The organism is Stenotrophomonas sp. FSL W7-1447 (assembly GCF_037966425.1).
GTDB lineage: Bacteria > Pseudomonadota > Gammaproteobacteria > Xanthomonadales > Xanthomonadaceae > Stenotrophomonas > Stenotrophomonas pavanii.
Genome location: NZ_CP150199.1, coordinates 2,551,069 through 2,573,994 on the forward strand (window position 1 = coordinate 2,551,069; position 22,926 = coordinate 2,573,994).

Here is a 22,926-nt window from a genome sequence, read left to right on the forward strand (position 1 = left end):
GTCAGTTCCTGGCCGGTTGCGCCGCGCCGTCCTGGACGCGGAGGCGGCGCTGCTTCTCGGCAATCAGGCGGCGCATGTTGTGCAACGACGCAAGCATCAGGTACGCGCCTTCCAGGTAGCCGGCGCGGTTCAGTTCAGAAAGGCGTGCGCTGTCCAGCGTCGCCAGGCGCTCCCGGTCGATGCCATGCAGTCCGCTCACGCTCACCCGGTGATGCGGCGCGACCTGCACGTCGAGCGTGACCGGCTGGATCAGGCCGCTGTCGTCGAGCATCGCGAACATTGTGGCCGCGTACGCGCTGCCCTCGTGGATGCCGCGCAGTACCCCCGCGATGTGGTCCAGGTAAGGCGTGTTTCCACCCTGCGGCAGGAACACCGGCTCACCGCCGCCGGAGGTGACACGCGGATGGTCCAGGTCGACGTGCATCACCGCGTCCTGGGTGAGCAGGCCGTCCACGTAGTGCTCCTGGAAGCCGATCAGGAACGGCCCTTTTGCGGCCGCGCCGGGCAGGTAGGAGGCATTCCAGCGTCCGTCCTGCAGGTACAGGTTCTCGTGCTGCTCGAAACCCAGCAGGGCGACGGACTGCCACGCCCCGGTCCCGGTCTCCCGGCGCAGGAAGATCGGATACTCGCGCTGCAGTTCGGCAAACTCGCTGGGATAGGCGGGCACCATGCCCACCGCATCGCCGAACTGTGGCCCGAATCCGGTAGCGACCGTCAGGTCCCGATGCGCGATGTTGTTGAGCATTTCATAGCGGGCCATCAGGGTATCCAGTCCAGTGCGGGGTGGCTGGCCGGCAGAGTAGCGCAGGCGCGACAGGTGCGGCGACACCGTCCCGGCGCGGCACCGCTGGCGGGCAGCAGTGCCGTGCCGGACGCATCGGCAACCAGGCTCAGAACTTGTAGCGTACGCCCAGCATGTAGCGCGGGCTCTGGTCGGCCAGCTTGACGATCATCTGCGAGGTGCGCGAGCGCCACCGCACATCCTCGCCGGTCAGGTTGATCGCCTCCAGGCTGAAGGACCAGTGGTCATCCAGCGCATAGTTGACGCTGAGATCCCATTGCTCGTACGGCTCCACATAGTATGGATTGCGGCTGGAACCCTGGTTGGCCAGGATCAGGTACTGGTCGCGCCAGTTCCATGCCAGGCGCACCGACCACCCGTACTTCTCGTACATCAGCATCGCGTTGGCAGTGTCGCTCAGGCCGGTGAGCGAGAACTGGTCGATACCCGGATCGCCGCCATTGTTGTAGCCGACATCACCTTTGACCACGGTGTAGTTGGCCAGCACGCCGAAGCCGGTGTCACCGAAGAAGTACTGGCCGCCCAGCTCCCAGCCGTGCAGCTTGGACTTGTTCTGGTTGATCGGCCGATTGACGTTGAACTGGTAGAGCGGATCGTTGGCCTGCCCATGCAGGTCGTAAGCTGCCTCGGTGGCCAGCACCTGCGCATCGGTGCCGTTGTAGGCACCCAGGCCGGCGGGATTGTTGCGCAGCAACGCCAGTGCGGTGAACAGCGAGGTGTCGTTGGCCGAGCAGGCAGCGGCATTGGCCGGCCCGACCTGGGCGACGCAGGCGCCGCTGGTCAGGAAGTCCAGCGCCGCCCGCGCATCCGGCCCGGAGGTCGGATCGGTGAGGCCGTACAGGCTTTCCTGGACGACGGTGTTGCCGATGAAGTTGCTGACCGACTTGTTCCAATAGGTCAATGACACATAGCTGGCGTCGGCGAAGTACCACTCCAGCCCCAGGTCGAGGTTGTCCGATTCCAGCGGCTTCAGGCTCGGGTTCTGCGAGTTGCCCGAGGCGCGCGACGACGGATCGATCAGCACCGAACCGAACGGCTGCTGCGCCCCCGGCCCTGCATACAGGTTGCCGTAAGGCGCGCGGGCGATGCTCTTGCCGAACGAAACGCGGCCCTTCAGTTCCTCGGTGAGGTCGATGCTGAAATCGAGGTTGGGCAGGATGTAGCTGTAGCGCGCCTTCTCGGTAAAGGGCTGCTGCTCATCGGACAGCACGATGCGGAAATCGTTGTTGGCCTGCCACTCGATGGACTCGGGGACGGCAATGACCGAGGTCGACACCACATCGGTGGTTTCATAGCGCACGCCCAGGCGGGTGTTGGTGCGCATGCCACCCAGTTCCCCGTCCAGCTCCACCTGGAAGTACGCCGCCTTGGTCTTCTCTTCCACGAAGTTGTCGGCCGCGCGTTGCGGGTTCACGCCCAGGCCGACGCCGTACTCGCGCGATGCCCATTGCGCCAGCTCCCCGGCGTTGCCGCGCCAGGCCGGCCAGCTGTTTGCACTGTAGTCGTCGAACAGCCCGACGATGCTGACCGGCTGCAGCAGGTCCATCAGGCCGCCGGCGGTATCCCGGTCCACGTTGGCCACGCCCCAGTCGCCCAGGGTCGAATAGGCCTCGGCCGCCTGGATGCGGTGGGTGGTGGACTTGTTGGCATCCACGCCGAACTGGAAGCGCCCGTGATCGAAGTTCCATTCGCCGTCGACACGCGCCTGCTTGATCTCGCTGATCTGCGTCTGCGCGTTGACGCGCAGCACCTGGGTACCGATCTCGCCTTCCTGGAAGCCCGGGTTGACCACGCCATTGGTGCCGGCGATCGCATCGGCAGTACTGGGGTACCAGACCTGGGTGCCGACCGGCAGGCCATTGTTGAAGTTCAGCTCCTGCACCCAGGAGCCACCGCAATGCGGGCCACGGGTGCAGTTGTTGGTGCCGGCAATGCTCATGAAGATGGAGCCGCCGCCGGTCAGCGGGTCATTGGGGCGGCTTTCATTCTTCGAATTGTGCGCATCGAAGCTGAGCTTGAAGCGGTCGCTGACATTCCAGACCGCGTTGAAGCCCAGCGAGCCCAGCTTGTACTCCTGCATGCTGCGCTGCTGTTCCAGCCCGAAGTCCTTGGTGCCGGCGATCTCGCGGATGTAGACCGGGGTGGCGACCGCGCCGGAGGTGTCGAACTGGACATTGGTGTAGTTGCTGTTCTGCAGCCACATGCCCTGCTCGCCACGATTCTCGGTGATCTCGTTGGTCGAGTAGGTGTAGTCCATGGTCAGGGTCAGGCTGTCTGTCGGTGCGAACTGCAGCACCGCCTGGCCATTGACGCGTTCGCGCTCGAACTCGGAGAACGCATAACGCAGGTCGTTGGGACGTGCGTAGAGCTGGCCGATGGCCGGCGCATTCACCACGGCCGGGTTGCCAGGCATCGACCCCGTCCAAGGCTGCACGTTCCAGTAGTTCTCCGTGGCCTGCACCGAACCGCCCTTGCGCTTCTGCTGGCTGGCACTGAGGCTGACGCCGAAGGTCTTTTCGGGGTTGCTGTAACTGAAGATGCCCGACAGCTCCGGGGTCAGGTCATTGTCGAACGGCTGGCTGCGGTCGGACACCAGCTTCGCGCCGGCGTTGGCAACGATGCCAGCGTGATCGAGCGGACGGGCGGTCAGGATGTTGATCGTCGCGCCGATGCCGCCGCTGGGCACCTGTGCCTGGCTGGTCTTGTACACCTCGATGCCATTGATCGCTTCGGCGGCCAGCTGCGCGAAATTGAAGGCGCGGGTACCGCCGTCCACACCGCCGATGGCCACCTGCCCGGACGCACCGAAGGCATCGGCCCCCGGCATCTGCCGGCCATTGAGCGTGACCATGTTGAACTGGGGACCAAAGCCACGCGCGGTGACCTGTGCGCCCTCGCCATCACGGCGCTCGATCGAGATGCCGGTGATGCGCTGCAGCGACTCTGCAAGATTGGTGTCGGGGAACTTGCCGATGTCTTCGGCACTGATCGCGTCGACCACGCCGGCCGAGTCGCGCTTGATGTCCATGGCCTGGCTCAGGCTGTTGCGTATGCCCGTGACCTGCACGGCATCGAGCTGGGTGGGCTGCGACGGGCTCTGCGGCGGCTGGCCGGTTGCCGGTGCAGCGTCCTGCGCAAAGGCGGGGTTGATGACCAGGGCGCCGCCCACGAAGGTGAACATCGCCCTGGACCGGAGCTTCGCCAACGTGCGGCTCATGAACCGATCCTCGGGCCTTGGGTGCCACGGAAACTGCAAGTGCTCATGAAAGTCCCCTCTGACATACGATCGAATGGATGTACCGCCCCCTCCCAGGGGCACGCACGGGCGTGGCCCGCATTCCAAACCGAACAGCGCGGGTGCTGGAGCACGCCGCGACTTACACTTGCTTTTCAAGCCTGCCAGGACAAACACGCGGCAAAGAAGGCAGCCCCAGGACCTTGGATCCCCGTCCTACTGGTAGCGCTACCATCGCGTTGCAGCGGAGAGTAATCACCCAGGTTCACCGTTGTCACCATGCAGCGCAGCAAATCGACCGCGCACCGATGCAATCGATGCCAACGGTCCCGCGCCCTACCCGCTAGCCTGCCGCCAGCGCCTGCCGGAGCACGGGCAGCTGCCGCCTGCTGCACGGCACCCGTGCGCCATCGGCCATGTGCAGCACCGCGTCGCCGCCATCGGCAGGCTCGATCGAGCGCAGCTGGTGGCGGTTGACGAGCCAGCTGCGGTGGCAGCGCAGGAACACCGATGGATCCAACCGCAGCGCAAGCGCCGCCAACGTGGTACGCAACGGATAGTCATGCCCGCGCACGTGCAGGTTCACGTAATTGCCGGACGCCTGCGCATATTCCACATCGTCGGTGGCCACCAGGAATTCCTTGCCCAGCTTGCGCACCAGGAAATGCCGTGGCCGCTCAACCGGCTCCACCGGCGCCGTGTCTTCCGGCGCCGCGAGCAGATGCGCCTCACCCTGTTGGCGGCGTCCGAACCAGCTCATCAAGTGTTCGAGCAGCACGATGCTGAAGAACACGCGCACGTCCTTGAGGTACTCATAGCCCAGGCGCGAGACCCAGCCGGCACCGTCCACGTAGCTGGCACCAAGACCCAGGTAGACCAGCTTGCGCAGCGCCATCATGGCCAGTACGTGCAGTAGCGACCAGCCGATGCTGGCCAGCAGATAGAGCGGAAGGCGGCGCCGCCAGGTCTCTGCATGCAGGGGCCAGCGCCTGCACCCCCACCAGATCGCCGGCAGCGTGAGCAGGATCACGCCGACGCTGCTGAGCTCCCAGGTCAGCGGCTCCCAGAACGCCAGGGCGTCGCCGCGCCGCTGCGCGTCCATCACTTCCACGGCGCTGTTGGCCAGGGCCATGAACAGCAGCAGCGCCGCCCACACGGCCAGGCGGAACGTGAGCCGCCAGGGCGGGGTCGAAGCTACAGGCATGCGGTTTCCCTACCACGCGCGCAACGCGCGACGAAGGGGCCATTCTAGGGATGCCGCTGGTCCCTGATCGCCTGCCGTTGGTCACTACCGGGCCGCAGGCAGGCCCTTCCCACCCCATGGGACCATGTCGCGGCGGCACGCTGGCTGCCCCTGTCCGCTGCTGCCCTGCCATGAACCGACGCCACGACATCGACGCGCTCCGCGTCTTCGCCTTCGCACTGCTCATCCTGTATCACACCGGCATGGCGTACGTGGGTGACTGGGGCTTCCATCTGAAAGGCAGCTTCACCACCGACGCGCTGCAGTGGCCGATGCGGCTGCTGAACGGCTGGCGCATGTCGTTGCTGTTCCTGATCTCCGGCGTCGCCATCGCGCTGGTGCGGCCGCGCCTGCAACGGGGGCGGTTCATCCTCATCCGCAGTTGGCGCTTGTTGCTGCCGCTGCTGTTCGGCATGTTTGTGGTGGTGCCGATCCAACCCTACTGCGAGGGTGTCAGCCGGGGCATGGTCGCGCCAGGCTTCTGGGACTTCCTGCTGCGCTACTGGCAGGTGCGGCCGTGGCCGGACGGTAGCTTCGCGGGGGACCGCTTCGGCATCACCTGGAACCACCTGTGGTACCTGGCCTATCTGTGGGCCTATACGGTGGTGCTGGTGGCAGCCCTGCCGCTGCTGGATTCGGCGCCGCTGCGGCGGCTGAGTGCCGGGCTGGCCGGCGCACCCGCCGCTGTGCTGATCGGCACGCCCGCGCTGGTGCTGCTGCTCTGGCTGGCCTGGCTGGCGCCCGACCACCCGCCCACCAACACCTTCGTGGAGGACCTCTACCAGCACGCCAAGTACGGCACCGTGTTCCTGGCCGGCTATCTGCTGGGCCGCGAACCACGCTTCTGGCAACGCGTGCAGGCCCTTCGCCGGGTGTCGCTGTGCATCGCTGCGGGTGCGGCGGCCTGGTACCTGCTGCTGGAAGCGCTGGGGCACTGGCTGCCCGTCGATTCGGTGCTGCGGCGCTGGCCGCCGCGGTTCTGGGGCCTGCAGTCGCAGTACTGCGAAGTGCTGTACGCATGGGCCATGCTGCTGGCCGTGCTGGGCTGGGGCAAGCACTACCTGGACAGGCCGTTCCGCTGGTTGCCGTACTGCACCGAAGCCGTCTACCCGTGGTATGTGCTGCACCAGAGCCTGCTGATCGCACTGCTGTTCTGGCTCAAGCCGCTGCAGCTGGGGCCGTGGCTGGAGCCAACGCTGCTGCTCGCAGGCACCATCGCCGGTTGCCTGCTGCTGCATGAGGCGGTCATCCGCCGCTCCCCTTGGTTACGGCCCCTGTTCGGACTGAAGCGCGGGGCAGCACGTACCACCGCGCACGCGCGTGGCGATTGACGGCATCGCAGCGCGCAGGTGCTACCACTCCGGCCCCAGCAGCTTGTTGACTTCGGCCTCGAGCTTCTGCGCGGCTTCGTCCTGCGACGCAACCTTGATGCACAGGCCGGACTGCGCCGGCCCCGGCGTCACCTGGTAGCGGTTGATGATGCCGCCGCCGTCGCCGTCCAGTTCCACCCGCGCCACCACCGTGCGCCCGTTGGCATGGAAGGTCCAGTCCTGATAGTCAAACATCGTCGAAAAACGGCCTGCCTGGGAATGGCCCCACTCTAGGCAGGCCGGAGGTGAAGAACGCTCCAAGAAGACGTTCAGCGCGCGTGGGCACGCTGCGCTTCGCCCCGCGTCTGCCACGTCCTGCAGGCCCCCGGATGCCCGCGCGCCCGTCGCGGACCGTCGCTGTCACGGAACGTGCCGGGCAGCGGCGTTCGCTGCACCGGTCCGCACGGTATGATGCCGCGATCCCGGAACCTGCGATGACCGCAGCGGCCGTCCATCCGCTGATCGCGCGCGCCAGGCCCCCTCGCGCCGGGGTCGCTGCAGGCACCGCTGAAGCCCCCACCCCCATGCTCGCCTCCCATTCCTCCCTCGTCATCTGGGCAGCGGTCGCCGTTGCCACCGTCGGCCTGCTGTTCCGCCCCTTCCGCATCCCCGAGTACGTGTGGGCGCTGGCTGCTGCCGCGCTGTTGCCGTTGCTGGGCGCGGTATCGCTGGACACCGTCTGGGGCGCCGTCGCCGAAGGTCGCGACGTCTACCTGTTCCTGGTCGGCATGATGGTGCTGGCCGAACTGGCGCGCCGCGAAGGGCTGTTCGATTGGTTGGCGCTGTATGCGGTGCGGCATGCCGGCGGATCGGGGCGGCGCCTGTTCGACCTGGTGTTCCTGGTCGGCACGCTGGTGACGGTGTTCCTGTCCAACGATGCAACGGCCGTGGTGCTGACGCCGGCCGTCTACGCCGCCTGCAAGGCCGCCCGCGCCAATCCCCTGCCCTACCTGTTCGTCTGTGCGTTCATCGCCAATGCGGCCAGCTTCGTGCTGCCCATCTCCAACCCGGCCAACCTGGTGGTGTACGGCCAGCACATGCCGCCGCTGCTGCAGTGGCTGGCGCAGTTCGGATTGCCCTCCGCGGCGGCGATCGGTGCCACCTACCTGGTGCTGCGCTGGGTGCACCGGCGCGAGATCGCGCAGCCACTGGTCGCCGCACCGGAGCATCGCCCGCTGACGGCAGGCGGGCGGCTGAGCGCACTGGGCGTGCTGTTCACCGGCAGCGTGCTGCTGGTGACCTCCGCACTGAACGGACCGCTGGGCCTGGCGACCTTCTGTGCCGGTGCGCTGAGCGTGGCGATCGTGGTGATCCGCCAGCGCCATAGCCCGCTGCCGCTGCTGCGGCATGTCTCCTGGGGCGTGCTGCCGCTGGTGGCCGGTCTGTTCGTGCTGGTGGAAGCGGTCGCGCAGACCGGTGTCATCCAGAGTGCGGCCGGCGCGCTGCAGGCGATGGCCAAAGCGTCGCCCCACCAGGCCAGCTGGCTGGCAGGCGGTGCGGCGGCTCTGCTCAGCAACGTGGCCAACAATCTGCCGGTCGGCCTGGCCGCCGGTTCGCTGGGCCAGATGGCAGACCTGCCGGCGCAGACCCGTGCTGCACTGCTGGTCGGCGTGGACCTGGGCCCGAACCTGTCGGTGACCGGCTCGCTGGCCACGATGCTGTGGCTGGTGGCGCTGCGTCGCGAGGGCGAGCATGTCAGCGCGCTCGACTTCCTGCGCGTCGGCGCGCTGGTGATGCCGCCTGCCCTGATCGGGGCACTGTTGCTGCTGTGACCCGAAGGCAGGCGGCACCCGGCGCTAGAAGGCCAGCTGCAGGCGGGTGTTGAACGTCGTGCCCTCGTCCTTGCCCGCTGCACTGCCGTTGCGGTGGCGGGTCTGCCAGCGGACCGCCTCGAACATCACCCGGCTGAAGTCGTTGAGGTACCAGTTCGCGCCCAGTGTCCACGCGTGGCCGGTACCGCCACTGGGCAGCTCGGCATAGTCCACGTCCTCGTAGCGGCCCTTCAGCTCCCACGCGCCGCTGCCGCCGCGCGTCACCGGATCGGCAACCTTCACCTTTCCCCAGGTACCCGTCTTGCCCGCGTAGGACGGTTGGGCGCCCGCCACGAACCAGCCGGCCGAGATCGCCCACGCGTCGTGATCGCGGTCATAGCGACCGCTGGCATCGCTGCCCCGCAGGCTGCGCGTACCCCATTCACCGGTCGCCCATGCCGGGCCGAAGAAGCCGGCCAGTTCCGCACCGTAGGCGGTGCTGCGCTCGGCCCCCAGCAGTGTGCCCGGCGTGATCCTGACCAGATCATTGAAATGACCGGCGATGGCCGAACTGCGCACCACGCTGCTGGCGCCGGCGGGAATCTTCTCGTGGAAGGCCCATGCACCCAGATGCAGGGTGGCGCCCGCGGTGTCCAGCGGGTTCCAGTGGACGCGCGTGGCCCAGGTCTGGCTGTCGTTGTCGGTGCCGGCGTTGTTGAGATCGTTGCCGGCCACCGACAGGCTGGCATGCCAGCCCTTTCCATACACCCGCTCGGTGAGCCCGACACCAAACAGGCCGCGCTGTGGCAGCAGCAGCGTGCCGACCACGTTGCGTTCCTGGAACGGCGTGTTGGAGGTGCTGCTCGAACCGTCGATACCGCGATCATTCAAGCGGTTGCCGATCGTGAGGTCGGCCGGCACGCCGAACAGCGTGTGGTCCAGCGTGGCATAGACCGACTTCCACGCCACCGCGTTGTCGGCGAAGTCGCCCTCCACGACCCAGCCCAGGGTGCCGTAGCGCCCCTCGGCCCCCAGGCGCACCGAACGGATCTCGGTACCCGAAACGTTGCGGTCGGCGACCGCCGAACCGTCGGTGCTGGAGGCATCGACGAACAGGCGTCCACGGGGACGGAACACCGTCGTGCCGTCGGCGCTGCTGAACTCCGGTGCGCCCTTGCCCCAGGAGACCTTCGGCAGCCTGGACTGGCTGGATTCCAACGCGGCTACCCGCGTCTCCAGCGCAGGCGCGGGCGGCGTGGACGGTGCGGTCGCACTGCCCTGCCCGCCTTCGACAGCGCGAAGGCGGGCTTCCAGTTGCTGGATCTGCAGCGCCTGCTGCTGCACCAGGCGTGACAGCTCGGCCTGGCTCAACGGCGCGGGCAGCGAGGACGTGGACTGTGCGTCGGCCTGGCCACTGGCCAACAGCAGGCCGAGCGCGACCGACAGCGCTGCCAGCGGCAGCACGGTAGGAGGGTTCATGGGCTCTCTCCGGCCAGCCGGCCCCCTGGCCTGGCGCTGGCCTGTTGCGGTGGTGCGGGGGAAGATCGGGGAAGGAAGCACGCGCCGCCGGATCGGTCCGGCGGCGCGGCAGGCGGGCTCAGCCCGTCCGGGTCAGCTGGTGGCCTGTGCCTGCGCGTTGGGACGCCAGGTGATCAGTTTGTTCTCGACCACGTCCAGCAGCGCGTCGATGACCAGCACGAAGGCAGCCAGGATGATGATGCCGGCGAACACACCCACAGCGTTGAAGTTGCCTTCTGCCTGCGCGATCAGGTAGCCCAGGCCCGCCGAGGCGCCGAGGTACTCACCGATGATCGCGCCGACCACGGCAAAGCCGACCGAGGTACGCAGCGACGAGAGGATCCAGCTCGCGGCCGCCGGGAAATACACGTGGCGCAGCAGGTCGCTGCGGCTCGCCCCCAGGATGCGGGCATTGGCGAGCACCACCGGGTTCACCTCGCGCACGCCCTGCATGGCGTTGAAGAACGTGGTGAAGAACACCAGCGTGACCGCCAGCGCCACCTTCGACCACAGGCCCAGGCCCAGCCACAGCACGAAGATCGGCGCCAGCACCACGCGCGGAATCGCGTTGAAGCCCTTGATGAAGGGATCGAGGATGCGCGCCGAGCGCCGGCTCAGGCCCAGCCACACGCCGCCCGCCACGCCCAGGCCGGTGCCGATGATGTAGCCCAGCGCGGTTTCGGTCAGCGTGATGTACACGTGCTGGTAGAACGAGGTATCGGACAGCCAGGTCCAGGCCTGCTGCACGATCGCCGTCGGCGACGGGAAGAAGAACGGATCGATCACGCCCAGCGCGATACCGCCCTCCCAGCCCCCGAACACGGCGACCACCAGGGCCAGCTGGATGAACTTGTCAGTCTTGGCGTGCATAGCTCTTCTCCACTTCGCCGCGCAGGCAGGCCCAGATGTCGCGGTACAGGTCGGTGAAACGGTCATCCAGCTTGATTTCGGCCACGTTCCGCGGCCGTTCCAGATCCACGTCGAAACTGCGCACCACACGGCTGGCCGGGCCGGAGGACAGCACCACGACGCGGTCGCCCAGGGCGATTGCTTCTTCCAGATCGTGGGTGATCAGGATCACCGAGCGCCGGTCCTCCTGCCACAGGCGCAGCAGCTCGTTCTGCATCAGGTGCCGGGTGTGGATGTCCAGCGCCGAGAACGGTTCATCCATCAGTATCACCTTCGGTTCGACGATCAACGCCTGCGCCATCTGCACGCGCTTGCGCTGGCCACCGGACAGCTGGTGCGGGTAGCGATGCTCGAAGCCGGCCAGGCCGACCTTGGCCAGCCACGCGTTGGCCTTGGCCTTGCGTTCGGCCTCGGGCACGCCGCGGAAGCGCAGGCCGAGTTCAACGTTCTGGTACGCCGTCTTCCACGGCAACAGTGCGTCCTGCTGGAACAGGTAGCCGACCGACTCCTGCACGCCGCTGACGGCACGGCCATCGATGCTGACCTGGCCCGACGACGGCTTCAGCAGGCCCGCCACGGAATTGAGGATGGTGCTCTTGCCGCAGCCGGTGGGTCCGACGATGGCGAGGAATTCGCCGTCACCCACCTGGATGTCGACATCGCGAACGGCGGTGAAATCGCCGAAGGACATGGTCACCTTGTTGATGGCGACCATGGTCTGTGCAGGCTCCAGCTGCGGCGCGCCATTGAGCTGGCGCACGGTGGCATTGAGGGCCATGGGGTTACCTCCGCTTACGGTTGGGCAGCCGGCGCCGCAGCGTTGGCACGCTCGACGAAGGCATTGGTGTAGGTCCTGGACAGATCGATGTTGGCCTTGGCCACATCCGTGTTGAACTCGCGCAGCACCTTCAACGGCGTTTCCAGGTCGGCCGGCGTGAAGTGACCGTCGCGGGTGAAGATCGCGCGGGCGTTCTCCACCGCGCGCGCATAGGTGGCGCGGTCGCCAGAGACGTAGCTGTCCGGCAGCGCCGCCACGATGTCTTCGGCACTGTTGTCGGCGATGAACTTCAAGGCCATCTGCTCGGCGCGGGCGATCTTCTCGGCCGCTTCGGGACGCGTGTCCAGGAAGCTCTGGTTGGCATACATCACCGAGGTCGGGTACAGGCCGCCATAGACCTGGCGGGCGCCGTCGTCGCTGCGCGCGTCGAGCAGGATCCTGCCGACCTTGCGTTCGGTGATCAGGGTGGCGGCCGGATCGTAGTTGACCAGCAGGTCGATCTTGCCCTGCTCGAGCGCGGCCACCGCTGCGGCGCCCGAGCCGACGCCGATCAACGAGATGCTGTCAGCCGGAATATCGTGCTGGGCGAGGAAGTGACGGACGAAGAAATCCGACGATGAGCCCGGTGCGGTGATCCCGACCTTCTGGCCCTTGATGGTCTCCGGGCGGGCCGGATCGAAGGTGGCATCCTCGCGGCCGGCCATCACCAGGCCGGAGTTGCGCGAGAGCAGCACGAAGGCCACCACGTCCTTGCCCTTGGCCTGCATCTGGATGGTGTGGTCGTAGAAGCCGACGGCCACGTCGGTGGAATTGGCCACCAGCGCCTGCAATACCTTGGAGCCGCCCTGCGCGAAGTTCTCGGTCTTCACCTGCAGGCCGACGTCCTTGAAATAGCCCTTGGCGTCGGCAATGAAGAACGGCAGGTTGTTGAGATTGTAGGAGCCGACGCTGATGCGTACCGGTGCATTGTCACCACCGTCGGCGGACGCGCCTTCGGTGCGCCCGCTGTTGCTGCATCCGGCCGCGGCCAGGCCGGCCGCGCACAGCGCGGCCATCAGGAACTGCTTGTACATCATCCCTCCCAGGAGTGAAGCATCTACGTTGTGGTGGCGGGCAGGCACGCCTGTGCCGACCCGGCCGGTTTCAGATCATGCCGCTGACGTCCATTGGCGGTCTTGGGTGGTACTGGCCCGGGCGGGCGCGGGCGAGGTTGCATATACCCGGCCGTCGAACAGGCGGCGCGCGGTGCGGACCACGCTGGCAATCACCGGCGCATCGCCCGAACTGCGACTGAGGCCCACCTCCAGGGCCCCGCTCGGATGTTCGAGGGTAATGCGGCCGGGAACGGACAGGCATCCGACCAAAGTGTGGGCCAGCGTGCCCGGCGTGACGGCGGCGGTGGCCAGGCCGACGGCGCCGGTGATCGCCAGTGCGGTATGGCATTGGTGCGGCATGAAGTAGCGCACCTGCAGATCGCCGCCGTGTTGCGGCGCCGACAGCAGCACCGGCTTGGGGATGACCTTGTTGCCGGCGTCGGCGATGCCCATGCGGGCGCCCGCCTCGATGCGCAGCGCTTCCAGCCGGCGCATGAACACGGCGTCCGCGTTCAGTTCGGCGGGCGAGGCATCACCACGCACGCCCAGGTCTTCGGCACGCACCAGCATCATCGGCATGGCACAGTCCACCAGGCTGACCGGCACGCCATTGATGGTTTCCTGCGCGAGGCCACTGGGCAGCAGCTTGCCGGTGCGGGCACCTGCGGCATCAAGGAAGGAGAGCCTGACCGGCGCTGCCGAGCCCGGCGCGCCGGCAATGCGCGTATCACCGCGGTAGACCACATGGCCGCCCGGCGTTTCCACCGTGGCGATGATCAGCTTGCCGGTGTTGACGTTGTGGATGCGCACTTCAGTCTGCGGATCCTGCGCCTGCACCAGCCCACGCTCGATGGCATACGGGCCCACGGCCGCCAGCATGTTGCCGCAGTTGGGCGAGGTATCCACCACCTGCTGCTCCACCCGTACCTGGGCGAACAGGTAATCCACGTCGGCGTCCGCCCGGCTCGAGCGGTCGATGATCGCCACCTTGCTGGTCAGCGCGTTGCCACCGCCGATGCCGTCGATCTGCAACGGATGGCCCGAGCCCATCACTTCCAGCAGCAGGCGATCGCGTTCGGCGGTGTCGGCCGGCAGGTCGCTGGCCAGGAAGAACGGGCCCTTGGAGGTGCCGCCGCGCATGAGCACGCAGGGAATGCTGAGCAGATCGTTGGTCATACGTGTGCTAGATTGATGCGTATAGGGGATGAATGACCCCTCTGTGATTCGATACTGGCATGACCTCAATTGATCTGTGAATTGCTGATTTTTGGATGATTGATACCCAATGAGCATCAATTGCGAAATCCTGGACCTGCGCGCATTCCTGCTGGTGTCGGAGACACGCAGCTTCCACCGCGCCGCTGAAATCCTGCACGTCTCCCAGCCGGCGCTCAGCCGGCGGATACAGAAGCTGGAGCAGGCCGTGGGTTCGCCGCTGCTGGAGCGCACCACGCGCAGCGTCAATACCACCGCTGTCGGCGAGAACCTGCTGCCGCTGGTACGCCGCATGCTGGAGGAATTCGATGGCTCACTGTTCTCGCTGCGCGGCCGCGAAGACACCCGCGGCGCCACCGTCACCATCGCGTGCCTGCCGACCGCGGCGTTCTACTTCCTGCCCAGCGTGATGGCGCGTTTCCACGAAGCGCACCCGAACGTGCGCTTCCGCATTCTGGATATCCCGGCCACGGAGGGTCTGCAGGCCGTGGAACGTGGCGAAGTCGAGTTCGGGATCAACTTCATGGGCGCCAATGACCCGAATCTCGATTTCGACGTACTGGCGGAGGACCCCTTCGTGCTCGCCTGCCGGCGTGACCATCCGCTGGCCCGAAAGCGAAAGGTGGAGTGGGCCGACCTGGCCGAGCACCAGCTGATCACCGTGCATCGCACGAGCGGCAACCGCACGCTGCTGGACGGTGCACTGGCGCGCGAGAACCTCAAGTTGAGCTGGCACTACGAAGTGACGCACCTGTCCACGTCACTGGGCATGGTCGAGGCCGGCATCGGCGTGTCGGTGCTGCCGAAGATGGCCACGCCGGACGGGGATCATCCCACCCTGGTGACACGCGCGATCGGCAACCCGGTGGTGTCGCGCACGATCGGCATCGTCCGCCGACGCGGCGCCCTGCTCTCGCCCACGGCGGAGCGATTCCTTCAGATGCTGATGAGCCAGTGGCGTGGGAACGTCTAAGGCGCTGGACGTCTGACTGGGCTGCTGCGCAGGCTGGGCTTCCGCGATGCACCCTGCCTGGTCACCGAAGCGTCGGACAGCGATCTGTCCGACGTGCTGTTGCCCGCGGCGGTCAAACAGGACGCGGATTGCTGGCGCCGCGCTGTTGCTGCAGAGCCACCGCCAGTGGCGACCAATCGGTGGCATCGACGTCGGGCACGCCCACCTGGTCGATCAGGCGGCGTGCATAAGGTGCGACGGATTCGAAGTCAGGAGATCAATACGTTTGACGCACTTCAATCGCCCCTGGATTCAATGGCACTGCTGCGCGACATCGATGCCGTCTCGATGCTTCATGATGAGCGCCTCCAGTCCCGAGGGCTCTCCAGAAATCGGGCCGGGCTTGCCGGGCTGACCCTCCGGGATCAGTCTCGATGTCATCTGATCTTGAAGCTTGGCAATGCCTCGCGCACGTCGGTCTGCGTATCCAAAGATATCGAGGGTGAGCAGGTCATGCCCGTTCTCGACCAGGAGCAATGGAACCTTTCTGCACCGCAGTTCGAACACGCTCGACTGCGGGGGGCCGGCTTCGATGGCAATGCCATTCGATGCGTTCGCCCGAGCGAAGGCGATCGCATCGTCGCGAAGCATCTTGAATGCTTCTGGTGGAAGTGAGCGGAATGTTCTGAGCTCAGATTCGAGAGAGGTCGGATACGTTATCCAAACGATTCCTGCCGCAACCACCAAGCCCAGGAACATGAGGGAAGAGGTCAGCATCTTCATTTTGGAGCCTTCATTTGACCTGTCTGAACCTTGGCGGTACCCACTACGCTGACGTGCCAAGCTGCGAAGTACAACCCGCCCACCGCATGGTTCAACGTGACGACTGCGCAGGCCCCACACAACCCTGCATGGGGAGGCCGGCCAGCGGCCGGCACTACCAGGTCAATCAGCCTGCGGTTTCCAGTCCCTTGCCCGCCGCATCCACCCGCAGCGAGGCCAGGTACCGGGCGTACTTGCCGATGAAGATGCCAGTGAACCCGCCCGTCAGCAGCAGGTAGGCGGCACTGAAGCCGGCATGGGCGGTCAGCGACGGCGACACCGCAAATGCGACTTCGAAGCCGTACTTCACCAGGAAGGTGACCAGCAGCAGCGGCAGCAGGCTGAAGTCGGCGCTGCGCCAGAGCTTGCCGGTGCTGCGGTCCAGGGTCAGCTTCAATCGATTCAGCAGCAGCCAGGCAAGCGCCGCGCCCGTGGCGATGCCGGCCAGCCACTCGCTCCAGGCGATCAGCGACGCGCCGAAGCGATGGCTGATCGACCACCCACCCCAGACGGCAAACAGGGTGGGTACGACCGCCAGCTTCTGCAGCGAGGTCTCGGCCGGCTTCATGGCGGCGATGCCACGGGTGATCAGGAAGGCCAGGAGCAGCCAGACCCAGATCGGCGTCTGCGAGGCGAGGTGCTGGAGCATGTTCATGAGCGGTCCCCTTGGTGAGTGGTGGCTGAGTGGTGGCGAGGTGCCCTCGCCTTGGCGCTCACTATTCGCGTCCGCCCGGGTTGCAGCCAGTGACAGCTGTCAGCCATCGCGGGTTACGCCGTGGCGCCGCGCCCACCCTGCCTCACCCGGCCGGGCACATGCCGTTAACGGCCCGGCCCTATGCTGGGGCACTCATTGGAGACCTGCCAGGTACGAACCATGACGAAGCTGCACACCCTGATGCTGACCGGCGCCCTGCTTGCGCTGAGCCCACTGGCCTCGGCCGAGACCGTGAATCTGACCAACAGCGCCGAGGGTGCCAACCGCGATGCCGGTATCACTGCGGTCAAGAAGAAGCTGCAGGACGCATGTACCGAGCGCAAGGGCACGCCCGATGCTGCCTCGTTCGAGGTGGTCTTCGAGAAGACCAGCCCAAACCCGAACGTACCCAAGCCGTACTACGTGGACGGCAAGATGAAGTGCGACCTGCCAGGCTGAGGCGATTCAACCACCTTTGCTTGAAGTGCGCCGCCGGTACTGCACCATCCACTCCAGCGACGGCGCAATACCGCCAAACGGGAAGAAGTGCGGGCTGACCTGGCCATGGGCGCTGGTCAGCCCCCTCACCAGGCGATCGACGAACACCTCGGGCCCTGCGGTTCCAATCAGCCGGCCGATCGAGATGCCATACCTGGCCAACATCGATGCGCTGGCGCCTACGCCGCACATCGTGGCGTAGCGCAGCAATCGGGGGATGCTGGCCGGACCCGGCACGCCGACCAGCACCGGAACGCTGATGCCACGGGCGCGCAGTCCATCCAGCCAGGCCAGCACGGTATCGGCATCGAAGGCGAACTGGGTGACGACCAAAGGCGCCATGCCACGTGCTTCGATGGCCTGGCATTTACGCTCAAGCGCCTGCCAGCGTTCGTCACTGCTCATGACCGGATGCCCTTCCGGGTGCCCGCCGATACCAACGACCTTGATGCCGGATTGCTCCAGAACACCGGTCTGGATGATCGAAGCACTGTCGGCAAACGGTCCGGCGGGCGTGGCCAGGTCGCCCGCGATCAGCAGGCAACGCGCGACTCCGGCTTCGCCAACAGCACGTTCCAGGAAGCGTGCAAGCGCTGCGGCCGACCCGATGCGGCGGGCCGAGAGATGCGGCATCGGCTCGAAGCCGAGCGCGCGCACCGTGCGCGCGGCGGCCAGGCGGGCGTCGTCATCCTCGCTGGCCAGGTACGGAATGGAGATAACCGTACCGCGCGGGATCCGATCCGCCTCGGCGCGCAGCGCCGGCATGGCTTTCGCGCTCACTTCCAGCGAAAAGGCATTGATGAAGGCGTCCGCCCGCAGTGACAGGCCCGCCGGCATCAGCGCGCTCCGCCCACATTGCCGGCAAGCGGCGAGCTGTTGCGCGCCAGTTCGATGAAGGCCTGCAGGTAGTCGATGCCGGTATCGGCCTCGCGCGCGCCCAGGTAGATCTGCTTGGGAATGCCTTTGGCGCCCAGGCGGACGGGTACCACGTCCATGCGCGCGGCGTACTCCTCCACCAGCCAGCGCGGCATGGCAGCCACGCCGCGGCCGCTGGCCACCATCTGCATCATGATGTCGGTGGTTTCAATGGCCTTGTGGCGCCGGGGCGTGATGCCGGCCGGCAGCAGGAACTGGTTGTAGATGTCCAGGCGCTCGAACGGCACCGGATAGCTGATCAGTACTTCCTGGCCGAGCTGGCGTGGCTTTACGTAGTCCACCTTGGCCAGGGCATGGTTCCCGGCCACTACCAGTACCTGTTCGTAGTCGAACACCGGGATGAACTTCAGGCCCGGCTTCAGCAGCGGATCGGGGGTAACCAGCAGATCGATCTCGTAGCCGAACAATGCGCCGATGCCGCCGAACTGGAACTTCTGCTTGACGTCCACATCCACGTCCGGCCACGCCGCCAGGTAGGGCGAGACGATCTTCAGCAGCCACTGGTAGCACGGGTGGCATTCCATGCCGATGCGCAGCGCGCCGCGCTCGCCCTGGGCGAACTGGCGCAGGCGCTCCTCGGCCAGGTCCAGCTGCGGCAGCACCCGGTTGGCGACCGCCAGCAGGTACTGCCCGGCCTGGGTCAGCCGCAGGCTGCGACCCTCACGCAGCCAGACCTCGGTCCCCAGCTGCTGCTCCAGCTTCTTCATGCTGTGGCTGAGCGCCGACTGGGTCAGGTTCAGCACGCCGGCCGCGGCAGTCAGCGAGCCCTGCTGCTCGACCTGCTGCACGATGCTGAGGTGGATGCGCTCCAGCATGACGATGAATCTCATTCATGGATTAGTGAAGTAATACCATTTTACGTCATGGAACGGCATGACTAGCATCGGGTCATGCCTTCACCCCACCGCCCCCTCCGTATCGTCGCCGTTTCCGGCGGACTGCAGCGCCCCTCGCGCGCGACCACCCTCTGCGAACACCTGCTGGACCTGATCGTCGAGCAGGTGCCGGGCAGTCCGCAGCTGGTCGAACTGGGCCAGCTGGCCCCGCAGCTGGCCGGCGCGCTGTGGCGTTCGCAGCTGCCCGAGACCGTGGAGCGGCAACTGCTGGCCGTTGAACAGGCCGACGTGCTGGTCGTGGCCACGCCGGTCTACCGCGGTTCGTACACCGGTCTGTTCAAGCACTTCTTCGACTTCATCGACCAGGACGCGCTGGTCGACACCCCCATCCTGCTGGCCGCCACCGGCGGCAGCGAGCGCCATGCGCTGGTGATCGACCATCAGCTGCGGCCGCTTTTCAGTTTCTTCCAGGCCCGCACTCTGCCGCTGGGCATCTACGCCACCGACCGCGACTTCGCCGAAGGACGCGTGCACAACGAAGCACTGATCCAGCGCGCGCGACTGGCGGTACAGCGGGCCATGCCGTTGTTGGCGCTCTCGCACCGCGCCGCGCCGCCCGTCCCCCGCGCGGCCACCGAAGCCCTTTGAATGCCAGATGCGCCCCTCCGCATCTGGATGCCACCCGCAGACCCGGAACGCCGCCCATGACGACCGACACCTTCACCTTCAGCATCACGCGCATCCCGTTCAACGAGGACTACCAGCCGGCCGAGGGCACGCGCATCACCACCAACTTCGCCAACCTGGCCCGCGGTGCCTCCCGGCGGGAAAACCTGCGCAACACGATCCGCATGATCAACAACCGCTTCAACGACCTGGCGCACTGGGACAACCCGAACGCGGACCGTTACGCGGTCGAGCTGGACATCATCTCGGTGGAGATGCACATCGACGGCGCTGACGGCAGCGATCCGTTCCCGTTGATCGAGGTACTGCAGCCCACCCTCGTCGACACGCAGACAGGCGTGCGTACCGAAGGCATCGTCGGCAACAATTTCTCGTCCTACGTGCGTGACTATGATTTCAGCGTGGTGCTGCCGGCCAGCAACGAGGGCAAGGCCACCTTCGGGCTTCCGGAAGGCTTTGGCGACCTGCACGGCAAGCTGTTCAAGCACTTCCTGGGATCGGACGCCTACCGCGCCAACTTCAGCAAGGGCCCGGTCATCTGCATCAGCGTCTCCAGCAGCAGGACCTACCACCGCACCGAGAACCACCACCCCATCCTGGGCGTGGAGTACCGGCAGGGCGAGTTCTCTGCCACCGACCACTACTTCGACAAGATGGGCCTGCAGGTGCGTTACTTCATGCCGCCGGGCAGCGTCGCGCCGCTGGCGTTCTACTTCCAAGGTGATCTGCTGGGCGATTACTCGAACCTGGAACTGATCGGCACCATCAGCACCATGGAAGCGTTCCAGAAGATCTACCGCCCGGAGATCTACAACGCCAATTCCGTGGCCGGCAAGGTCTACCAGCCCAGCCTGAAGCACCAGGATTACTCATCCACCCGCATTGTCTACGACCGCGAAGAGCGCAGCCAGCTGGCGGTCAAGCAGGGCCGGTTCACCGAGGAACACTTCATCAAGCCCTACCGCGCCGTGCTTGAGCAGTGGGCTGCCCGCTGATCCATCGATTTCCCATTCGCATCCCAGGACAACCCGATACCGATGAAGAAACTGCTCCCCACCTCCACCGCCGGCAGCCTGCCCAAACCCTCCTGGCTGGCCGAGCCGGAGAAGCTCTGGTCGCCCTGGAAGCTGCAGGACGAGGGCCTGGCTGAAGGCAAGCAGGATGCCCTGCGCCTGTCCCTGCAGGAACAGCGACACGCGGGCATCGACATCGTCAGCGACGGTGAGCAGACCCGGCAGCACTTCGTCACCACCTTCATCGAGCATCTGCATGGCGTCGACTTCGAAAAGCGCGAAACCGTGCGCATCCGCAACCGCTACGATGCCAGCGTGCCCACCGTGGTCGGCGCCGTGAGTCGGCCCAGGCCGGTATTCGTCGAGGATGCGAAATTCCTGCGTCGGCAGACCACGCAGCCGATCAAGTGGGCGCTGCCCGGCCCGATGACGATGATCGACACGCTGTACGACGCCCACTACAGGAGCCGCGAGAAGCTGGCCTGGGAGTTCGCGAAGATCCTCAACGAGGAAGCGAAGGAACTGGAGGCCGCTGGCGTGGACATCATCCAGTTCGATGAGCCGGCCTTCAATGTGTTCTTCGACGAAGTGAACGACTGGGGCGTGGCCGCGCTGGAGCGCGCAGTCGAGGGGCTGAAGTGCGAGACAGCCGTGCACATCTGCTACGGCTACGGCATCAAGGCCAACACCGACTGGAAGCAGACGCTGGGATCGGAATGGCGCCAGTACGAGGAATCGTTCCCGAAACTGCAGACCTCCAGCCTCGACATCATTTCGCTGGAATGCCACAACTCGCACGTGCCGATCGACCTGATCGAGCTGGTGCGCGGCAAGAAGGTGATGGTCGGCGCCATCGACGTGGCTTCCAGCACGGTCGAGACGGCCGACGAGGTGGCCAGCACCCTGCGCAAGGCACTGCAGTTCGTCGACGCCGACAAGCTGTACCCCAGCACCAACTGCGGCATGGCGCCGCTGGCACGCGACGTGGCCAGGGGCAAGCTGCGTGCGCTCAGCGAAGGGGCGAGGATCGTGCGCGAGGAGCTATCGGCATAGCTCGCGCGGGAGCAGCGGGCGCCGTGCCGGCACTGCATCCGTTCTGGCCGCGCGCCTGCACGTCGGGCCTGGCCAGCGCCGCAGGCCGCCGCGGCGCCAGCGCCTGCTTGATCCGTGCCATCTCCCCTGCCCCGGCCTCGGCCAGGCGCCGCGCCTGCTGGCGCTGCTCGCGCGTAAGCGCAGGTTGCAGTGCAGCGCCTGCGCCGGGCGCTACGTCCACCAGGCGGGCGACCGCGTCGCGCAGCCGCAACTGCGGCCAAAGCCGAACCGCGCACCAGCGCTCTGCGTAGCGCCTGGCCTGCCGCACGTTGGCGGCCTGGACGACCTTGGGCTGCGACGCACCGCGCGCATCCAGGCGCACCCGGAAGCCGGACACCGCGTGCGGGACGATGCAGGCCACGGAGCGGCCGTTCCACCACAGCTCGCAGCGTTCACCGCGTTGCACCCAGCCGGAGGGCGCGGTGACTGCTGGCAGATCGTGATGATCGAAGGAGGGCTGCATGGCCGGAAGGATACGAGCGGCCGTCGCAGGGAATGAGATTGCGAACGGGTCCGGATCTGCGACCGTGAAGCGTTCGACAGAGAAACAGCAGCCCCGTGCGGCCGCACGCCACGTTGGCGGGGGCAGGAATCATTACCGTGACACGTCACGGCCGATCACCGCTTCGAGCCACTCGGCTCGGTTCGCGCGACCGCTCGATCGAGCGCCGCTTCGTCGATCAGATCCGCGTCGTGGCCATGAACCGCTCGCGGTCCTGCTGCGTGCGGCGGCGGATCTCTTCCAGCGCCTGGCTTTCGGTGGCCTGCAGCATGGCTTCGAACAGGCGCTGGAAGTGATGCCGCATCGCATTGCGTGCGGCCACCGGATCACGCGCGCGCAGCGCATCGAAGATCGCCATGTGCTCGTCGGCACGGCTGGCACCATCATCATGGCAGACCCGTGCATAGACCTCGGTCACCCGTGGCAGTTCACTGCGCATGCGCCAGATCTGCTGCACGAAGTACTCCACGACCGGGTTGCCGGAAAGCCGCGCGATGGTCAGGTGGAAGCGGCGGTCATACTCGCCGGCCTCTTCATCGCTCAGGTCGCGCCGGCACAACGCTTCGGCCAGCACCTGCAGCTCGGCGATGCCGTCGTCATCCAGATTGCTGGCGGCCAGCGCCGCCGCTTCGGCTTCGAACACCGCGCGGGCCGCGGTGAGGTCGAAGGCGCTGACATCCGGCAGGCCGCCCGGCACCTGCGCCGGTCGCGGCTTGACATGCACGCCCGACCCGATGCGGATCGCAATCCAGCCCTGGGCCTCCAGTGCGATTTCAGCCTCGCGGATGGTGACCCGGCTGACCCCGAAGCGCTCGGCCAGCTCACGCTCGCCCGGCAGCCGCGATCCCGGCGGGAACTCGCCGTCCTCGATCAACTTGCGCAACTTGCTGGCGATGGTCTGGTAAAGACGGTTGGCGGACATGCGGCTGACCCTTGGCGATTCCGTCCCGGCCCCTGCCCTGCCACCGTGGCCGGCAAC

At 66.5% G+C, this 22,926-nt stretch carries 22 protein-coding genes; 7 read left to right on the top strand and 15 right to left on the bottom strand.

From position 1 onward, the window contains the following. Position 1: 1 nt before the first annotated feature. The 3 genes from NSQ78_RS12035 to NSQ78_RS12045 all read right to left on the bottom strand — a co-directional run bounded on the left by NSQ78_RS12035 (position 2) and on the right by NSQ78_RS12045 (position 5,241). Positions 2-760, bottom strand: a complete 759-nt coding sequence (locus tag NSQ78_RS12035; protein ID WP_064238581.1) for a SapC family protein — start codon at positions 758-760, stop codon at positions 2-4. Positions 761-890: 130 nt separating this feature from the next. Further along, positions 891-4,019, bottom strand: a complete 3,129-nt coding sequence (locus NSQ78_RS12040) for a TonB-dependent receptor (protein WP_064238582.1) — start codon at positions 4,017-4,019, stop codon at positions 891-893. Positions 4,020-4,380: 361 nt separating this feature from the next. Continuing rightward, on the bottom strand, positions 4,381-5,241 hold the full coding sequence (locus NSQ78_RS12045) for a LytTR family DNA-binding domain-containing protein (protein WP_064238583.1): 861 nt from the start codon (positions 5,239-5,241) through the stop codon (positions 4,381-4,383). A gap of 170 nt (positions 5,242-5,411) precedes the next feature. Here NSQ78_RS12045 and NSQ78_RS12050 point away from each other — a divergent pair, with 170 nt between their 5' ends. Continuing rightward, positions 5,412-6,611, top strand: a complete 1,200-nt coding sequence (locus NSQ78_RS12050) for an acyltransferase family protein (RefSeq protein ID WP_064238584.1) — start codon at positions 5,412-5,414, stop codon at positions 6,609-6,611. A gap of 21 nt (positions 6,612-6,632) precedes the next feature. Here the strand turns inward: NSQ78_RS12050 and NSQ78_RS12055 are convergent, their stop codons facing one another. Continuing rightward, the gene (locus NSQ78_RS12055) at positions 6,633-6,845 is read right to left on the bottom strand and encodes a hypothetical protein (protein WP_049467263.1); all 213 of its coding nucleotides are present in this window, start codon (positions 6,843-6,845) and stop codon (positions 6,633-6,635) included. A gap of 329 nt (positions 6,846-7,174) precedes the next feature. Between NSQ78_RS12055 and NSQ78_RS12060 the strand changes: the two genes are divergently transcribed. Continuing rightward, positions 7,175-8,422: an arsenic transporter gene (locus tag NSQ78_RS12060; RefSeq protein ID WP_064238585.1), complete on the top strand. Its 1,248-nt coding sequence runs from the start codon at positions 7,175-7,177 to the stop codon at positions 8,420-8,422. Positions 8,423-8,446: 24 nt separating this feature from the next. Here NSQ78_RS12060 and NSQ78_RS12065 read toward each other — a convergent pair whose 3' ends face one another. The 5 genes from NSQ78_RS12065 to NSQ78_RS12085 all read right to left on the bottom strand — a co-directional run bounded on the left by NSQ78_RS12065 (position 8,447) and on the right by NSQ78_RS12085 (position 13,876). Then, positions 8,447-9,880 (bottom strand): porin, encoded by a 1,434-nt coding sequence (locus NSQ78_RS12065; protein ID WP_064238586.1) that lies wholly within the window; start codon positions 9,878-9,880, stop codon positions 8,447-8,449. A 132-nt stretch (positions 9,881-10,012) separates the two neighbouring features. Then, the gene (locus NSQ78_RS12070; protein ID WP_005409726.1) at positions 10,013-10,789 is read right to left on the bottom strand and encodes an ABC transporter permease; all 777 of its coding nucleotides are present in this window, start codon (positions 10,787-10,789) and stop codon (positions 10,013-10,015) included. Then, positions 10,773-11,606 carry an ABC transporter ATP-binding protein gene (locus NSQ78_RS12075; RefSeq protein WP_064238587.1) on the bottom strand — a complete coding sequence of 278 codons (834 nt, stop codon included), beginning with the start codon at positions 11,604-11,606 and terminating at the stop codon, positions 10,773-10,775. The genes NSQ78_RS12070 and NSQ78_RS12075 overlap by 17 nt, the downstream gene beginning before the upstream one ends. A gap of 14 nt (positions 11,607-11,620) precedes the next feature. Next, the gene (locus tag NSQ78_RS12080) at positions 11,621-12,679 is read right to left on the bottom strand and encodes an ABC transporter substrate-binding protein (protein ID WP_064239651.1); all 1,059 of its coding nucleotides are present in this window, start codon (positions 12,677-12,679) and stop codon (positions 11,621-11,623) included. 75 nt (positions 12,680-12,754) lie between these two features. After that, the gene (locus NSQ78_RS12085) at positions 12,755-13,876 is read right to left on the bottom strand and encodes a 4-oxalomesaconate tautomerase (RefSeq protein WP_064238588.1); all 1,122 of its coding nucleotides are present in this window, start codon (positions 13,874-13,876) and stop codon (positions 12,755-12,757) included. Between the two features lie 109 nt (positions 13,877-13,985). On the opposite strand from NSQ78_RS12085, the gene NSQ78_RS12090 reads away from it, so the two are divergent. Continuing rightward, positions 13,986-14,888 (top strand): LysR substrate-binding domain-containing protein, encoded by a 903-nt coding sequence (locus NSQ78_RS12090; RefSeq protein WP_339206219.1) that lies wholly within the window; start codon positions 13,986-13,988, stop codon positions 14,886-14,888. Positions 14,889-15,179: 291 nt separating this feature from the next. Here NSQ78_RS12090 and NSQ78_RS12095 read toward each other — a convergent pair whose 3' ends face one another. Together NSQ78_RS12095 and NSQ78_RS12100 are read right to left on the bottom strand one after the other, a co-directional pair. Further along, a complete protein-coding gene (locus NSQ78_RS12095; protein WP_064238589.1) occupies positions 15,180-15,650 on the bottom strand; it encodes a hypothetical protein in 471 nt (156 codons plus the stop codon). A gap of 166 nt (positions 15,651-15,816) precedes the next feature. Next, complete coding sequence (locus NSQ78_RS12100) at positions 15,817-16,344, bottom strand: DUF6622 family protein (protein WP_064238590.1); 528 nt, start codon at positions 16,342-16,344, stop codon at positions 15,817-15,819. Between the two features lie 219 nt (positions 16,345-16,563). Here NSQ78_RS12100 and NSQ78_RS12105 point away from each other — a divergent pair, with 219 nt between their 5' ends. Beyond that, positions 16,564-16,842: a hypothetical protein gene (locus NSQ78_RS12105; protein ID WP_064238591.1), complete on the top strand. Its 279-nt coding sequence runs from the start codon at positions 16,564-16,566 to the stop codon at positions 16,840-16,842. A 6-nt stretch (positions 16,843-16,848) separates the two neighbouring features. Here the strand turns inward: NSQ78_RS12105 and NSQ78_RS12110 are convergent, their stop codons facing one another. Both NSQ78_RS12110 and NSQ78_RS12115 read right to left on the bottom strand, forming a co-directional pair. After that, positions 16,849-17,718 carry a methylenetetrahydrofolate reductase gene (locus tag NSQ78_RS12110; RefSeq protein WP_064238592.1) on the bottom strand — a complete coding sequence of 290 codons (870 nt, stop codon included), beginning with the start codon at positions 17,716-17,718 and terminating at the stop codon, positions 16,849-16,851. Next, a complete protein-coding gene (locus NSQ78_RS12115) occupies positions 17,718-18,632 on the bottom strand; it encodes a LysR family transcriptional regulator (RefSeq protein ID WP_049467244.1) in 915 nt (304 codons plus the stop codon). The genes NSQ78_RS12110 and NSQ78_RS12115 overlap by 1 nt, the downstream gene beginning before the upstream one ends. 75 nt (positions 18,633-18,707) lie before the next feature. Here NSQ78_RS12115 and msuE point away from each other — a divergent pair, with 75 nt between their 5' ends. From msuE to NSQ78_RS12130, 3 genes are read left to right on the top strand one after another with little or no spacing between them, the layout of a single operon-like run. Further along, a complete protein-coding gene (msuE, locus tag NSQ78_RS12120) occupies positions 18,708-19,301 on the top strand; it encodes an FMN reductase (RefSeq protein WP_049467242.1) in 594 nt (197 codons plus the stop codon). Between the two features lie 56 nt (positions 19,302-19,357). Beyond that, positions 19,358-20,335 carry a DUF1852 domain-containing protein gene (locus tag NSQ78_RS12125; protein WP_049467240.1) on the top strand — a complete coding sequence of 326 codons (978 nt, stop codon included), beginning with the start codon at positions 19,358-19,360 and terminating at the stop codon, positions 20,333-20,335. Between the two features lie 42 nt (positions 20,336-20,377). Then, positions 20,378-21,406 carry a methionine synthase gene (locus tag NSQ78_RS12130; RefSeq protein WP_064238594.1) on the top strand — a complete coding sequence of 343 codons (1,029 nt, stop codon included), beginning with the start codon at positions 20,378-20,380 and terminating at the stop codon, positions 21,404-21,406. On the opposite strand, the gene NSQ78_RS12135 is transcribed toward NSQ78_RS12130, so the two are convergent. Next, positions 21,363-21,908, bottom strand: coding sequence for a hypothetical protein (locus NSQ78_RS12135; protein WP_188238329.1), 546 nt, complete (start codon positions 21,906-21,908; stop codon positions 21,363-21,365). The two genes, NSQ78_RS12130 and NSQ78_RS12135, sit on opposite strands and share 44 nt — an antisense overlap. Positions 21,909-22,125: 217 nt before the next feature. Beyond that, complete coding sequence (locus NSQ78_RS12140) at positions 22,126-22,869, bottom strand: FadR/GntR family transcriptional regulator (protein ID WP_057494826.1); 744 nt, start codon at positions 22,867-22,869, stop codon at positions 22,126-22,128. Positions 22,870-22,926 lie beyond the last annotated feature (57 nt).

Excerpts from the sequence above, each read along its gene's own strand:
- NSQ78_RS12115 (WP_049467244.1), bottom strand. The coding sequence starts at position 18,632 with ATGCTGGAGCGCATCCACCTCAGCATCGTGCAGCAGGTCGAGCAGCAG.
- NSQ78_RS12040 (WP_064238582.1), bottom strand. The coding sequence starts at position 4,019 with ATGAGCCGCACGTTGGCGAAGCTCCGGTCCAGGGCGATGTTCACCTTC.
- NSQ78_RS12100 (WP_064238590.1), bottom strand. The coding sequence starts at position 16,344 with ATGAACATGCTCCAGCACCTCGCCTCGCAGACGCCGATCTGGGTCTGG.
- NSQ78_RS12045 (WP_064238583.1), bottom strand. The coding sequence starts at position 5,241 with ATGCCTGTAGCTTCGACCCCGCCCTGGCGGCTCACGTTCCGCCTGGCC.
- NSQ78_RS12065 (WP_064238586.1), bottom strand. The coding sequence starts at position 9,880 with ATGAACCCTCCTACCGTGCTGCCGCTGGCAGCGCTGTCGGTCGCGCTC.
- msuE (WP_049467242.1), top strand. The coding sequence starts at position 18,708 with ATGCCTTCACCCCACCGCCCCCTCCGTATCGTCGCCGTTTCCGGCGGA.
- NSQ78_RS12070 (WP_005409726.1), bottom strand. The coding sequence starts at position 10,789 with ATGCACGCCAAGACTGACAAGTTCATCCAGCTGGCCCTGGTGGTCGCC.
- NSQ78_RS12110 (WP_064238592.1), bottom strand. The coding sequence starts at position 17,718 with ATGCCGGCGGGCCTGTCACTGCGGGCGGACGCCTTCATCAATGCCTTT.
- NSQ78_RS12105 (WP_064238591.1), top strand. The coding sequence starts at position 16,564 with ATGACGAAGCTGCACACCCTGATGCTGACCGGCGCCCTGCTTGCGCTG.
- NSQ78_RS12095 (WP_064238589.1), bottom strand. The coding sequence starts at position 15,650 with ATGAAGATGCTGACCTCTTCCCTCATGTTCCTGGGCTTGGTGGTTGCG.
- NSQ78_RS12140 (WP_057494826.1), bottom strand. The coding sequence starts at position 22,869 with ATGTCCGCCAACCGTCTTTACCAGACCATCGCCAGCAAGTTGCGCAAG.
- NSQ78_RS12080 (WP_064239651.1), bottom strand. The coding sequence starts at position 12,679 with ATGTACAAGCAGTTCCTGATGGCCGCGCTGTGCGCGGCCGGCCTGGCC.
- NSQ78_RS12055 (WP_049467263.1), bottom strand. The coding sequence starts at position 6,845 with ATGTTTGACTATCAGGACTGGACCTTCCATGCCAACGGGCGCACGGTG.
- NSQ78_RS12085 (WP_064238588.1), bottom strand. The coding sequence starts at position 13,876 with ATGACCAACGATCTGCTCAGCATTCCCTGCGTGCTCATGCGCGGCGGC.
- NSQ78_RS12135 (WP_188238329.1), bottom strand. The coding sequence starts at position 21,908 with ATGCAGCCCTCCTTCGATCATCACGATCTGCCAGCAGTCACCGCGCCC.
- NSQ78_RS12060 (WP_064238585.1), top strand. The coding sequence starts at position 7,175 with ATGCTCGCCTCCCATTCCTCCCTCGTCATCTGGGCAGCGGTCGCCGTT.
- NSQ78_RS12035 (WP_064238581.1), bottom strand. The coding sequence starts at position 760 with ATGGCCCGCTATGAAATGCTCAACAACATCGCGCATCGGGACCTGACG.
- NSQ78_RS12050 (WP_064238584.1), top strand. The coding sequence starts at position 5,412 with ATGAACCGACGCCACGACATCGACGCGCTCCGCGTCTTCGCCTTCGCA.
- NSQ78_RS12130 (WP_064238594.1), top strand. The coding sequence starts at position 20,378 with ATGAAGAAACTGCTCCCCACCTCCACCGCCGGCAGCCTGCCCAAACCC.
- NSQ78_RS12075 (WP_064238587.1), bottom strand. The coding sequence starts at position 11,606 with ATGGCCCTCAATGCCACCGTGCGCCAGCTCAATGGCGCGCCGCAGCTG.
- NSQ78_RS12090 (WP_339206219.1), top strand. The coding sequence starts at position 13,986 with ATGAGCATCAATTGCGAAATCCTGGACCTGCGCGCATTCCTGCTGGTG.
- NSQ78_RS12125 (WP_049467240.1), top strand. The coding sequence starts at position 19,358 with ATGACGACCGACACCTTCACCTTCAGCATCACGCGCATCCCGTTCAAC.